Here is a 13459-nt window from a genome sequence, read left to right on the forward strand (position 1 = left end):
GATTACTCAACTTGACCTCACTATCGTACATTTAATAAAGCTGTTCTATCTTATCAAGGAATAAATACAAATAATTCAAATGTTCGTGCATTTCTTGTCTAAAAACGATACCAACTGAAAAACTCATTTTTTGGTGTTCTCATTTAGTTATCATAGCCATAAAGTTTACGTAAAGAGGTATGATACAAATGAGAACTTTTATGTAAGAATTATCCCCGAAATGTTAAAAAACGCTCATACCACATGTCTATAAAATCAGGCGAAAAAGGACCTTTTCTTTGTCGAATCCAATGAACTAATTGTTCAACATTCATTTTCAAAATGCGATCAATTACTTCAGGGTAGTTCATTTGATTGCGGTGTTGCTCATATTCATCCTCATCTAAAAGTACATACGTCATATCTGGGAATACTTTTATATCCAGATCATAATCAATGTATTTTATAGCTTCCTTATCCCATACAAAAGGAGAGCTAATATTGCAATAGAAATATACCCCATCTTCCCTTAGCATACCTATCACATTAAACCAATGTTTGGCGTGGAAGTAGCAAATTGCTGGTTCTCTCGTTATCCATGTTCGACCATCAGATTCAATAACCATCGTCCGATCATTTCCACCTATAACCAAGTTTTTCGTCCCTTTTAAAACTGTGGTTTCTTCCCAAATTCGATGAATATGTCCATCATGTTTGTAGCTATGTATTTGTATTTTGTCTCCTTCCATGGGAAAACCCATCTTTCTCCCCTACTTTCATTGGACGCTTTGGAAACTATTGAACCTAAATTTTTTTCAAAATGTTACCAAAGAATTATTTCCTGTTTCTCTTATTATAACGGTTCAATTGAGAATTTAAAACAATTGAACTTAATAAAAGCTCTCATACTGTCAATTCCTCTCATAATAAGTCCAAATTCTATGGATAGGAGCAGGGTGTAATATGCTAAATTTCACATTCCTTTTTGAGTGAATAGCAAATTTACCCATAAGGGACGCATGAGTTTATAGAAATATGATTTATTCTTTTTTGATATTAAAAGCTATTCGATTAAAAAGGCACTTCTTATGCGTGAATAAGAAGTGCCTGTTGGTGATTCTTAGTATTGTTGGTTATTTTGGTTATTTTGGTTATTTTGATTTTTTTGCGCTTCTGCTTGTTGATTTTGTTGTTTCACTTCTTGAGCATTCGTTTCACCCGCAAATTCTGTTCCGTACTGTCCAGCTTGCGCGTTTTGTTGCTTTACCTGTTGAATATTCGTTCCAGAAGCTGTTTTGTTAGGCTGTTGATTTTGGTTTTTTGCCACTATTAATCACCTCCACGACATATAATGTAACCAGAAGGTGAAAGGACTATCCAAAAAAAATGATATTTTTCATATTCTAAACGAGCAATGATCTTCCTCCATCAACTATAATCGTTTGGCCACGTATCATCTGTGCATCATCAGACACTAAAAATAATACTGTTTTCACAATATCTTCTACTTCTACCATTCGACCAGCTGGTGTATGTTTACGGGCATCCTCTAACATGTCGTTTCTGTTAGGAAAATGCTTTAGTGCATCAGTGTCAACAGCCCCACCTGAAACTGCATTGACTATAATGTTTTTAGAAGATAATTCAACAGCTAAGTATCGTGTTAAAGCCTCTAAAGCAGCTTTCGACACTCCAACTGCTGTATAATTCTCCAAATATCTTATTGACCCTAATGAGCTAATGCTAACAATTTTTCCACCGCCATTTTTCTCCATCAGGTTGGCGGCTTGTTGAGCACAAAATAATAATGCTTTACTATTAATATCCATTGTCCAATCCCAATGAGACTCTTTTAGCTCCATGACAGGACGTTGCACACCTGATGCAGCATTATTTACGAATATATCAAGCCTGCCAAATGTGTCATCAATCGCACTGAACATGTCATTTATTTTTTCAATACTCCCTACATTAGCCTTTATAAGCAATGCTTTTCTGCCTAGAGATTCTATCTCCTTTGCTACTTCGAGAGCAGCACTTTTGCTTCGGTTATAATTAATTACAATATGATATCCTTTTTGCGCTAGCTCAAGTGCAATCGACTTGCCAATCCCTTTACTGCTTCCTGTAACGAGTGCTACTTTTTCTGCCAATTAAATCAAGCTCCTTTTCCTTCATTCACATTCTGATGAATATTTTATCACATCATTGATTCAGATGAACAACTTCTAGAATTCAGTATAATTAATTATAAGAAAAGTAAAAATAACAAAGGGAGAAATAACGCGGAAAAAAGGGGTGAATAACATGTATACAGGTCGTGATCTAACAGAGTTATCAATGATGGCAAAAAACAAATGGAAGAACGAAGAATTGTCTTTTTTTCATCATTCGCTACAGCAAATAACACCATATTTAAATGTGGAAGGTCAAACAATCCATAGAGAGATTATTGAAGAGATCGAGTCAAGAGGAGGAGTATAACATTCTTAACTCGAATAGTAGAAGCTTACCTTAACATTTTAAATTGTTCATATATACGTTGATGTGAAACAGGAAAAGCGTATTTCTCCATTTCTTCATTTGTTACAATTTCACAATCTAGTGTCTTATCCACATTCTCAATGATCTCTCCTTGATATACAGTAATGTTCCATATAAGATGTGTGAAAACATGTTCAATAGTTGTTATTTGACTACCTATTTTACAATTCACCTTATACTCACTCTCAACAAAGGCTTTTATTTGTTCTTTTGCTGTCCCTAAGTCTGTAAACAGCTCACAATTTGGAAATTCCCATAAGTTAGCCAAAAGACCCGTTTTCGGACGTTTATGAATCAATATTTTGCCATCCTTCGTTGTTAACACAACCGCTACCATCGATTTACGTTTAGGTGGTTTCTTTTTGCTTTTAACTGGAAGGTCACTTTGTACACCTTCAGCTGTTGCTTGACAATGCTCCCGAACTGGACATAATAAACAAGCTGGCTTTCCTGGTACACAAATCAATGCTCCTAGCTCCATTAAAGCTTGATTGAAGTGTGATGGATTCTCCTTTGAGATCAAATCTCTAATTATTTCTTCAAATATTTTTCTCGTGCTAGTTTTAGCTATATCCTCCCAAATAGACAAAATCCTTGATAATACCCGCATTACATTTCCATCTACTGCAGGCTCTGGTATACCATAGGCGATACTTAATATAGCACCTTTCGTATATGGTCCTATCCCCTTTAGCTTTGATATTTCTTCAGGTTTATTTGGAACGACGCCATTATATTTCTCATTCACTTCTTTTACTGCAGTATGTAGGTTACGTACTCGTGAATAATAGCCAAGTCCTTCCCAAGCTTTTAACACTTCATCTTCATTCGCTTCTGCTAGCACTTCAATCGTAGGAAACTTATCAATAAATCGTTTAAAATATGGGATTACAGTGTCAACTCTCGTTTGTTGTAACATGATTTCCGATACCCATACTTTATAAGGATTTTGATCCTTTCTCCAAGGTAACTGACGCTGTTCCTTTGCAAACCAATAAAGTAGATCATCTTGAAATTGTTCAATGTTAAAGTTTTCTAAAATATTGTCATAATATTTCACGATATACCTCCTAGATGTTACACTTAAGATGAAATTGATACCTAGCTAACAATAGCCCAACTGTGTATGTTTTTTAATCCACCATCGACAAAGTTCTCAAATTGACCAAAAATAGAATGATTTTTTTGCTTACGAACCTTTCGAAGTGCAAAATAATGAGATCTTGTAGGAAGATAAAATGATTCAATATAACCGCTAGAAGTTCTATACCATTCAATCTTTGCTGCTTCAAATTCTGTTAGAAAGAATAACACATCTTCCATAACTTGTTCATATTGATAAATATGGAGATCATTTATAGGATACTCAATAAACATCTTTAAGCTTTCTTCCATTAAAAAAACCCCTTTAGAAATCTTGGTATTTGGTTACATTAAATAAGAATAGAGCAAAACCCAATATGTTTGTATTGATATGTTCTTCTGTTCTCCAAAAACGCTCAAATGCCATATAATATTCCATTAAGGAGGATCAAGATTGGATACTGGAACACATATAGTTATGGGTATTGCTATCGGTGGTTTAGCAACACTTGATCCGATAGCAGGAGCTGATTCAATAACTGCACAAGGCATCATGATAGGAGCTATTGTTGGCTCACTTGCACCAGATCTAGATACAATATTGAAATTTAACAATGCAAAATACATTCGAAATCACCGAGGTATTACACATTCTATTCCTGCGGTATTACTATGGCCTTTGTTGATCACTTTCGTTTTATATTTTATATTTCCTAGTGGGAATGTGCTACATATATGGATTTGGACGTTTCTAGCTGTAATCCTCCATGTTTTTGTCGACATTTTTAATGCTTATGGGACACAAGCTCTGCGACCTTTTACAAAAAAATGGGTTGCTCTAGGCGTAATAAATACCTTCGACCCTTTTATTTTCATTATGCATATTCTTGGTATTTTTGTATGGAAGCTAGGTGCATATCCAGGTTATACTTTTTTGACAATGTATATGATAATTGCTATCTACTATGTGATACGACTAGTTAAACAGCGACAAATTACTAAATCAATTTTAAAACATCATAAAGATGTCGAAAGTATAACCATATCTCCTACCTTTAAATTTAATCAATGGCATTTGGCTATAGCTACAAAAAATAACTTTTATGTAGCAAGAGCTATGGATGATGATATTATTTTACATGATAAATATGAAAAGCAACCTGTTCCTAATTCACCGATCATTGATGCTGCTAAAAAAGATGAAAACTTATCAGCATTTTTATCATTCTCGCCCATTTATCGTTGGGTAATCAATGAATTTGATGATTATTATGAAGTGAAATTTATTGATTTACGCTATCGTAGCAAAGGACATTACCCATTCGTCGCAGTTGTTCAGCTTGATTTAGACTTAAATATAATAAGCTCATATACAGGATGGGTATTTAGTGATCAAAAGCTTAGAAAAAAATTAAACATGATGACATACTAAGCTAGACTTCTAAAAGGGTCAGACTACACACTTTCAAAAAAAGTTGTCACATCTGACCCTTCCCCAAGCTGTTGTCGGAATTAGTAGAAAAAAGATAACCGTCTATTATTTGTTTATCCGCAAATTCCCATTTCTACACATACATATGCCCCGTGTATCTTCTCATACTAATAATGTGTTCCTGAACACATCTACACTTAGGAGGCGGAGAGATTTGGTAAGAAATAAAACGACAGGATTTCCAAATCAAAACAACCAAAAGTTCGAAGGAGAACCACGTGCGAAAGCTGAGTATGCATCTAAACGAGCAAATGGAACGATTAATACTCACCCTCAAGAAAGAATGAGGGCTTCAGGTCAAAGGCAAAACTCTTATTGAATAAGCATTACTTTACCTTAACCTTGGAGGTGTGATAGTGGCTAAGCATACTAAAAAACGTTTTTTTGATAACCGTTATTCTAACCCGTATCAACAGCCAGGTGCTAACCCTAAACATGCTCACGCTCAAGTGAATGGTGAAACACAGCAAGCACAAAACTTAATCATATTAGAAAATCAAACGAGAAAGCGCAGTTAATAATTTGATGTGAAGACAAAACAAGAGAGGGGTATACCCTCTCTTACTTTGTATCCTTCACTTTTTTCCCTAGCATTGAAATCGGAATACCTTCCTCAATATCTTCTTGACCAGTTCGATTCCCCCAAGCGAATATACCATTTAAATATTTCACTACAAAATGAACCCCTACATCGCCTTCTAATTCATATACTTCACCAGGCAGAAAATCTTCAGGATTTAATAAGTAAGCCTTTGCTATAACAGCTTTTCGCTCTAGTACAGCAAATTCATTAACCATGCCAAGTTGTTCCGCTTTACGTGCTTTTTCCGATAGGGATCCAATTTCACTCTTAAGTTCAAACTCAGACATTTCACTAAAACGTTTCTCAACCATGTGTAGCTACACTCCGTTATCGTATTAATGAATGGGAAATGATAATCAGGTGAAGTAGCTCCCCCACCTGATTACCCATCTATCCATATTCATAATTATTAATGACTTTGATCTAATTTTTATTGATATTGTTATTTAAATAGAAATAGCTATGCGATTGTCATCTTATAAAAGGAAAAAAGAAGCCAATAGTGTTACTCCTTTGTATAAAATTACAACAATCAATGTGATAATAATCTATTAATAGTATAATGCATTTTTATTAAGATACAAAGCATGATTTAAACAATAAATGAAATAATTAAACCTATGATACCTGCTGTTATGGCATAAAATAACATCGGAATAATCGTAAAACGGATAATTTGGCCCTCTTTACCTAAGAGCCCTACAACAGATGCAGCAGCAACTACATTCAGTACACAAACCATGTTACCCGCATTTGCCCCTAATACTTGTTGTGACAATACTAATTGATTACTTACACCAATTTGATCAGCAACACTAAATTGGAATAACGAGAACATCATATTACTAAACGTAGCACTACCTGATATAAATGAACCTAGTGCCCCAATAATTGGTGCAACAAGAGGCCAAGCATTACCAACAGCATTTGAAACCATTAGAGCTAACTCCATTGGCATACTTAATAAATCCGCACTATTTTCTCCCGAGTTTATGAAAATCCGAACCATAGGCAAAGCTGTACCTAGTGCGATCGCACTTCCTACTAGCGTTTTTGCTGAAGTAACAAAGGATTGTTTAACTGCTGTTGCTGACATACGGTGAAGAAACACCGTTATTAATACGACTACGAGAAACACAGTTCCTGGTAAATATAACGGCTCGAATGAATTACTTATGTTTGTGCCAAGAATATTACCCATACCAACCTTTACTGAACGGAGCATATCTTTAAATGGCAGCACATCAATACGTGTAAGAACGAGTAACAACGCTACTAACAAATAAGGAATCCATGCCATTAGTATAGAAAGTGATTGTTTACCTTCATCTTCTGTCTTTATATGTTCATTAATTTCATGTTGCTGTTCATTGTCACCAAAGTCCCAATGCTTTGTTGGTAAAAGGAAACCTTTTTTAGCGGCAGGTATAACGATAGCTAGACCAACAAGTCCACCGATAATTGATGGGAACTCTGGCCCAAGGAAGGTGGCGACGATAAAGGCAGGTACAGTAAAGCTTAACCCTGCAAACAAAGCAAATTTCCATACTTGTAAGCCTTCCTTCCAAGAACGGTTTTCACCGAAAAAGCGCGTTAAAATGACAACGAGTATTAAAGGAATAAATGTCCCAATAAGAATGTCCATTGAAACAGCTTGTTTAGCAACATTTTGTAGATATACTCCTAATGAATCAGTACCAAGTGATTCGACCACTTGAGGTGCAACTGAGGAACCTTGCTGAAGACCTTGATTGACTCCAACAATCACTGGTGTACCAACTGCACCAAACGATACAGCACTACTATCTGCAATGAGTGCTAAAACAACTGCGGCTAAAGGAGGAAAACCTAATGCAACTAGTAAAGGTGCCCCAATGGCAGCAGGCGTTCCAAAGCCAGCAGCTCCTTCAATAAACGAACCAAATAACCATGCTATAATAATGACTTGTACACGTCTGTCTTGTGTAATTCCTAAGAATCCATTACGAATTGAATCCATTGCACCACTATTTGTTAACGTATTAAGCAATAAAATTGCACCGAATACAATCCACAAAATTGAAATAGTTATAATCCAACCTTCAATTGTCGCAGCTGCAACTTGAACAAAAGGCATCTTCCAAAAGAGTAACGCCATAATGCCTGTTAGAACTAAACTAATCGGCATTGCCTTTGTTGCAGGTAGTCTTAAAATGACTAAGAAAATAAAAACTGCTAATATAGGGGATGAAGCCGTAATAATTTCTAAAAAATTCATATCGATATCACCTTTTTCATTTATTAAGAAAGCTGTTTCCTCATCGATTGTCGGTTTTAGTACTACGAAAAGAGCCATTTAGAAAAGTACATACTTCTAAACAATACTTAAACAAGCCTACATTCTCTGTAGGCAAAAGTAACAAATCGTAACGTTTGTCATAAAAGTGTAAAGCAAATGGGACAGTGCTTATTCATTTTAAATAAGACGGCAGTAACTGCCTGAAGTAATAACTACAAAATTAGATCATCTAATCTAAACACACAGATCATTATACTCGAACTATGTGCTGTGTTTCACAATCTTTTATGGCTTATTTGTGAACGTATTTGATTATAGTTTATGTAAAGCGTTTTCTTGATAAAAAGTATTCTTAACGAATTCATAAAGTAATTTTCATTCAAAGGATATTTTCACAATATTTATTAGTTTAAGCATAGTTGTGGTAAAATATCAATAAAATTTTGAACCATAACGATTTATAAACGCATAAGGAGAATTCAACATGACAGAAACAATCTTAATTACTGGAGCTGGTTCCGGCTTAGGGCAAGAACTTGCCGTCCAATACAGTCAAAGTGGAAAGAATATTGTCTTAACTGGCCGATCACTAGATAAGCTTTACAAAGTTCAATCTATGATCAATGAAGCTGGCGGACGTGCCTTTGTATACAAAATGGATATACGCAACGGTAATGAAATCGAATTACAAATTCCTAATCTATTAAAGGAATATAATGTGTCAACGCTTATTAACAACGCTGGCATAGGTTACTTCGGTAGCTTAACAGACCTAACATATTCAAATATTAATGATATGATTGAAACAAATGTAACTGGAACTATCAATTTAACAAAGGCATGCCTACCTTATCTTTTATCATTACCAAAAGCCAAAGTTATGAACATTATATCCACCGCCGGTTTGCGAGGAAAAGTGAACGAATCTGCTTATGTAGCTAGTAAGTTCGCTGTTAGAGGTTTCACTGAGAGTTTAATTAAAGAATTAGAACATACTTCTGTATCATTGACAGCTGTATATATGGGTGGTATGGACACACCATTTTGGGAAGAATCCGACCATATTAAGGATAAAAATCGCCTTCGGTCACCTTCAGAAGTTGCACAAAAAATCATTGAACTAGACGACGGTCGTCCAGAAATTATTATAGAGTGATGAGGAAAGTAAAGCGAACTCAATTCTTACCTAACACTAGCCCCGGCTTTTGCTAGCAGTGGAATTTCATCGTCCATATTTCGGGTCAAATTTTCTGTTATATGGGTCAATTCACTATATTTACGGGTCAATTATTCAGTTATATGGGTCAAATCACTGTATTTACGGGTCAATTATTCAGTTATATGGGTCAAATCACTGTATTTACGGGTCAATTACTCAGTTATACGAGTCAAATCATCGTATTTACAGGTCAATTTACCGTATTTACGGGCAATTCACCGTATACGGGTCAATTATTCAGTTATTCGAGTCAATTCACTATATTTACGGGTCAATTACTCAGTTATATGGGTCAAATCACTGTATTTACGGGGCAATTATTCAGTTATATGGGTCAAATCAATATGAGACAAATCACTATATTTACGGGACAATTACTCAGTTATATGGGTCAAATCACCGTATTTACGGGTCAATTACTCAGTTATACGGGTCAAATCATCGTATTTACGGGTCAATTCACCGTATTTACGAGTCAAATACACGATTAGCATTGGAGTCAAAGACTATGAAGGCGTTTTTTGCCTTGAAATGGTGAAGTGACCTCGAGTGGATAGGTGCTGGAGCTAGACAACCTGAAATACAGAGCCGATTGTTTAGACTCGAAAAGCGTTGGAAGCTATTGACTGAAGACGCTTTTTGTCTTCTGTTGAATAGCTGAAACGACTTAAGAGGCTAGGAGGCGGAGCTGGACAATATAAAAGCGGCAGCGCCTCGTTCATCCCCGACAAGCACTGGAAGCATTTCATTAGAAGGCGTATTTTGCCTTCAGATGAAATGGTGAAGTGACCTCGAGTGGATAGGTGCTGGAAGCTGGACAACCAGAAATGCAGAGCAGATTGTTCATCCCCGACACGTAATAAAAGTCACTTAATGACGCTTTTTGTCTTCTAGTCTTATACCTATTACTCAATGGGCTTATTCTTTTGAATAAATTCCTCAATTAACTCAATAGAAAATCCTTTGCGGTACAGTGCTTGCTTCAACTTTTGCTCATATTCCCATCCGGTATATTTCTTCAGACGGTTGTTTATCTTGTTAGCTTGATGCTGTAACGCCTCCAATTCATTATTTTCTTCTTGGCCAGAAATTTGTGAAATCTCTACAATTACAATTTGTATAATATCCCAAGAAAACCCTTTTCGAACTAAAGTTTGTTCAATTTTTTGTTTTATGTTTAATATTGAAAGCTTAGCACTTTGTTTAGATATTTTCTCGGCATGTTTCATTGCGTGTTGAATTTGCAACTCAGTAGTATACGTATTCATTGCTTTTTCTGCATACTTTGCCGAAATTCCTTTTTCTTTCAATTCTCTTTTTATTTTATCAGGACCTTTTATAGACGTTTTAATTTGTGTTTGTACGTAAGACAACGCAAATTGCTCATCATCTACATAATTAGCTTCTTGTAACTTATGTACGACCTCTTGAATGATCTGCTCTGGGACTTCATTTTTTTTCAAATAATCATCAATTTCTTTAATCGACCTTATTCGATATGACAAATATCTTAATGCAACATTATGAGCTTTTTTCACTTCATCTGCAAACTGAATTTCTCCAACATCTAGCTCATCAACTTCTTTGCCTTTTGTAAGATTATATTTTATAAGAACATCTTGATCGACGCTAAATGCATATTCTTCACCTTTGCCTCGATCGAGATAAACATTATATCGATCCGAGTTCTTCTTTTGCGTAACTATTTTTGTAATAAAAGCCAAACTTATCACCCCTCCTTTAATTTTAGCAAAAAATTAGTGTTAAAAGGAGTATACGATTTATAATGAAGAAAATAGTACTTAATGGTTAGGAGTGAGCGGAGTGAAAATAACAATTGCTGGTGGTACAGGGTTTGTTGGTAAAGCAATTACGCAATATTTTGTTGATCAAGGACATGAATGCTTCATTTTAACTAGAAAGGAAAATTTAATTCATAATAATCCACTTATACACTACGTGACATGGCTTAATGATGATAGTAACCCTGAGAGTCAGTTGAACGGAATGACTGCTTTTATAAACTTAGCGGGTGAGTCTCTTAATAGTGGTCGGTGGACTGAAAAACGTAAAAACAGAATTGTTAATAGTCGACTCGAAGCCACGAATGAAATAATTAGAATCATTGCAAATTTAGAAATAAAACCTGATATTTTAGTAAATGCAAGTGGAATCGGTATCTACGGTACATCAGAAGCTCTTACTTTTTCAGAACAGGATAAAAACATCGGAACTGATTTCCTCGCAAAGACAGTTTCAGCATGGGAAAACTCGGCTAATGATTTACAGTCATATAATGTCCGAACAGTATTTGCTCGGTTCGGAATTATCCTCGGAAAAAGTGAAGGTGCATTACCTAAGATGACGACTCCATACAGGCTGTTTATCGGAGGGACTGTGGGTTCAGGAAAGCAATGGCTATCTTGGGTTCATATCGATGATGTATGTCAGGCTATCGCTTACGTTATTAGTAATAAAAACGTGCACGGGCCAGTTAATATTACTGCACCTAACCCTGAAACGATGAAAGAGTTTGGCATTAAAATAGGAGAAGCTTTGAGAAAACCTCATTGGCTCCCTGCGCCAGCTATCGCCCTTAAGCTACTACTCGGAGAAATGAGTATGCTTATTGTAGAAGGGCAAAAAGTTTTGCCAGATGTCCTTACAGCAGAAGGTTTTACATTTCGTTATCAGCATTTAGAGGATGCGTTGTCAGCATTGCTAGTGAAATAACTACTTACCATCACCTTGCATGATTTAACCTAACAAAGAGATACTCATATGAAAAAGGATTCAATGATTTATGCATTGATAATCATATGTATGGTGACACTAAAAATACTTACCTGAAAAAGGGGGTTGAATGATGGTAGACAGAAAAAAAAGACGCGATAAGACAAAAAGCACATTAAGTAATGCACAAGAAGTTTCTTATGCTAGAGATTTTAAAATGGCTGATCAAGCTGGTGGATTCACAAGTAAACAAGCCCATCATTAACGATGACTCTGAAAAACAGCCTTGACAAAAAACTGTAGCTTTATCATGCATATTTTACCTAAATCTGTTCACCCTATTAATGTTTGTTAAAGAATCTTTTGTAGTGTTTTTTAGAGTTTTTAAAGACTGTTATTGTTAATAAAGAAAAGTCGTTATGAATACTGCATGTATACGGATTTAATTGTTAACAGCAACAAGGTCAACACATCGAAACAGCTTTACAGTTAAATTAAAAAGTTTAGTTCTTAAAATAATTAACAGGAGTGATCGTATTATGGGTAGAAGTCGTGGACAAAATTCGCGAGATAAAAACAAGGCAGGTCTTCCACAAGTCCCTAGAAATTTGAAGTTTGATGGGATTAACGAGGAATTTTCACGGGAGCTGGCTGATCAAGAGGATTTAGAAGCTCAAGCCCGTGCAGATGCAGCAGGCATAAGACAAAGTAAAGCTAGACAAAAAGGTTAAGTGCTAAACGCTATAACTCCCAGCTTGGGTTAGTTTACTTTAATAAAATCAAACTAAAGGTCTGAACTTCACTATACACGATGTGTATAAATTAAAGGTTCAGACCTTTTACACGACTATTTAGGTAATTGCTTAAAATTAATGTTCTCTTTTCCTTGTCGGTTTCTAACGTAATTAATTACAAACCGATCGACACCCCAATAATAGCTTGCTGTCCCTACGCCTAATAATATAAATGCTACAGTATATAGAATCGGATTTGTACTAGTTGTTCCAGCTAATAAAAAATTTAGGTTCATAAATGCTCCTGCAATTAATGCTGGAATAGTTGCAGCACCTAAGATTAGTCCTATGCCAACTAATAGTTCCCCCCAAGCTACTAAAAAGTTAAATAACCCTACATTAGGAACCGCCACATTTTCTAAAAATGTTGCATACCACCCTTGTACAGCTGGATGATCTCCTGAAGCTTTACCGATAGCACCTTGCAGATAACCAGACGCATCAAATTCACCTGTAACTTTCTCCCAACCTGCTTGTATCCATTGTACCCCTAACCAAATTCTAAGTAATGTCCATAAAACAGCCATTTTAGGACCCTTTATCCAAGACATCATTATTCAACTCCTTTGGTTTGTGAATGTTTTCACATGTAATCTTACTAAACCACTCAATATGCGACTAAACCAATACCCTTGAAAAAGAGAAAGTTTATTATTTTATCTTCCTCATTTCTAATATATACCATTAGCATTATATCTACAATATAATGTAACATCATTTCACAGTTTCTTCATAACATCACTCAACTTGTTAT

18 protein-coding genes are annotated in these 13459 nt (G+C 35.4%); 9 read left to right on the top strand and 9 right to left on the bottom strand.

The window, feature by feature from the left end:
- Positions 1-209: 209 nt before the first annotated feature.
- The 3 genes from ntdP to fabL all read right to left on the bottom strand — a co-directional run bounded on the left by ntdP (position 210) and on the right by fabL (position 2132).
- Positions 210-740, bottom strand: a complete 531-nt coding sequence (gene ntdP, locus JM172_RS02390) for a nucleoside tri-diphosphate phosphatase (protein WP_214480486.1) — start codon at positions 738-740, stop codon at positions 210-212.
- A gap of 359 nt (positions 741-1099) precedes the next feature.
- Positions 1100-1306, bottom strand: a complete 207-nt coding sequence (locus JM172_RS02395) for a gamma-type small acid-soluble spore protein (protein ID WP_214480487.1) — start codon at positions 1304-1306, stop codon at positions 1100-1102.
- Between the two features lie 76 nt (positions 1307-1382).
- Positions 1383-2132 (bottom strand): enoyl-[acyl-carrier-protein] reductase FabL, encoded by a 750-nt coding sequence (gene fabL / locus JM172_RS02400; protein ID WP_214480488.1) that lies wholly within the window; start codon positions 2130-2132, stop codon positions 1383-1385.
- Positions 2133-2286: 154 nt separating this feature from the next.
- Here fabL and JM172_RS02405 point away from each other — a divergent pair, with 154 nt between their 5' ends.
- A complete protein-coding gene (locus JM172_RS02405; protein ID WP_214480489.1) occupies positions 2287-2463 on the top strand; it encodes a hypothetical protein in 177 nt (58 codons plus the stop codon).
- A 25-nt stretch (positions 2464-2488) separates the two neighbouring features.
- On the opposite strand, the gene mutY is transcribed toward JM172_RS02405, so the two are convergent.
- Positions 2489-3583 (bottom strand): A/G-specific adenine glycosylase, encoded by a 1095-nt coding sequence (gene mutY, locus JM172_RS02410; protein ID WP_214480490.1) that lies wholly within the window; start codon positions 3581-3583, stop codon positions 2489-2491.
- 41 nt (positions 3584-3624) lie between these two features.
- The gene (locus tag JM172_RS02415) at positions 3625-3918 is read right to left on the bottom strand and encodes a hypothetical protein (protein ID WP_214480491.1); all 294 of its coding nucleotides are present in this window, start codon (positions 3916-3918) and stop codon (positions 3625-3627) included.
- A 142-nt stretch (positions 3919-4060) separates the two neighbouring features.
- Between JM172_RS02415 and JM172_RS02420 the strand changes: the two genes are divergently transcribed.
- From JM172_RS02420 to JM172_RS02430, 3 genes are all read left to right on the top strand, one after another.
- Entirely contained in the window at positions 4061-5038 is a 978-nt protein-coding gene (locus JM172_RS02420; protein ID WP_214480492.1) for a metal-dependent hydrolase, read from the top strand.
- Between the two features lie 214 nt (positions 5039-5252).
- Positions 5253-5417, top strand: a complete 165-nt coding sequence (locus tag JM172_RS02425) for a small, acid-soluble spore protein K (RefSeq protein WP_214480493.1) — start codon at positions 5253-5255, stop codon at positions 5415-5417.
- Between the two features lie 37 nt (positions 5418-5454).
- The gene (locus tag JM172_RS02430; protein WP_214480494.1) at positions 5455-5616 is read left to right on the top strand and encodes a YpzG family protein; all 162 of its coding nucleotides are present in this window, start codon (positions 5455-5457) and stop codon (positions 5614-5616) included.
- 43 nt (positions 5617-5659) lie between these two features.
- Here JM172_RS02430 and JM172_RS02435 read toward each other — a convergent pair whose 3' ends face one another.
- Together JM172_RS02435 and JM172_RS02440 are read right to left on the bottom strand one after the other, a co-directional pair.
- On the bottom strand, positions 5660-5992 hold the full coding sequence (locus tag JM172_RS02435) for a YfhH family protein (protein WP_214480495.1): 333 nt from the start codon (positions 5990-5992) through the stop codon (positions 5660-5662).
- A gap of 281 nt (positions 5993-6273) precedes the next feature.
- Positions 6274-7938 (bottom strand): L-lactate permease, encoded by a 1665-nt coding sequence (locus JM172_RS02440; RefSeq protein ID WP_214480712.1) that lies wholly within the window; start codon positions 7936-7938, stop codon positions 6274-6276.
- A 505-nt stretch (positions 7939-8443) separates the two neighbouring features.
- On the opposite strand from JM172_RS02440, the gene JM172_RS02445 reads away from it, so the two are divergent.
- The gene (locus tag JM172_RS02445; protein ID WP_214480496.1) at positions 8444-9115 is read left to right on the top strand and encodes an SDR family NAD(P)-dependent oxidoreductase; all 672 of its coding nucleotides are present in this window, start codon (positions 8444-8446) and stop codon (positions 9113-9115) included.
- Between the two features lie 101 nt (positions 9116-9216).
- Positions 9217-9669: a hypothetical protein gene (locus JM172_RS02450; RefSeq protein ID WP_214480497.1), complete on the top strand. Its 453-nt coding sequence runs from the start codon at positions 9217-9219 to the stop codon at positions 9667-9669.
- Positions 9670-10083: 414 nt separating this feature from the next.
- On the opposite strand, the gene recX is transcribed toward JM172_RS02450, so the two are convergent.
- On the bottom strand, positions 10084-10911 hold the full coding sequence (gene recX / locus JM172_RS02455) for a recombination regulator RecX (RefSeq protein WP_483297235.1): 828 nt from the start codon (positions 10909-10911) through the stop codon (positions 10084-10086).
- Between the two features lie 91 nt (positions 10912-11002).
- Between recX and JM172_RS02460 the strand changes: the two genes are divergently transcribed.
- The 3 genes from JM172_RS02460 to JM172_RS02470 all read left to right on the top strand — a co-directional run bounded on the left by JM172_RS02460 (position 11003) and on the right by JM172_RS02470 (position 12642).
- Entirely contained in the window at positions 11003-11911 is a 909-nt protein-coding gene (locus JM172_RS02460; protein ID WP_214480499.1) for a TIGR01777 family oxidoreductase, read from the top strand.
- Positions 11912-12044: 133 nt separating this feature from the next.
- Positions 12045-12176 carry a YfhE family protein gene (locus JM172_RS02465; protein WP_214480500.1) on the top strand — a complete coding sequence of 44 codons (132 nt, stop codon included), beginning with the start codon at positions 12045-12047 and terminating at the stop codon, positions 12174-12176.
- Positions 12177-12450: 274 nt separating this feature from the next.
- The gene (locus JM172_RS02470; RefSeq protein WP_214480501.1) at positions 12451-12642 is read left to right on the top strand and encodes a YfhD family protein; all 192 of its coding nucleotides are present in this window, start codon (positions 12451-12453) and stop codon (positions 12640-12642) included.
- Positions 12643-12758: 116 nt separating this feature from the next.
- Here JM172_RS02470 and JM172_RS02475 read toward each other — a convergent pair whose 3' ends face one another.
- Complete coding sequence (locus JM172_RS02475) at positions 12759-13256, bottom strand: DoxX family protein (RefSeq protein ID WP_214480502.1); 498 nt, start codon at positions 13254-13256, stop codon at positions 12759-12761.
- Positions 13257-13459 lie beyond the last annotated feature (203 nt).

Source organism: Bacillus sp. SM2101 (assembly GCF_018588585.1).
In the GTDB taxonomy this organism is placed as follows: Bacteria; Bacillota; Bacilli; order Bacillales; family SM2101; genus Nanhaiella; species Nanhaiella sioensis.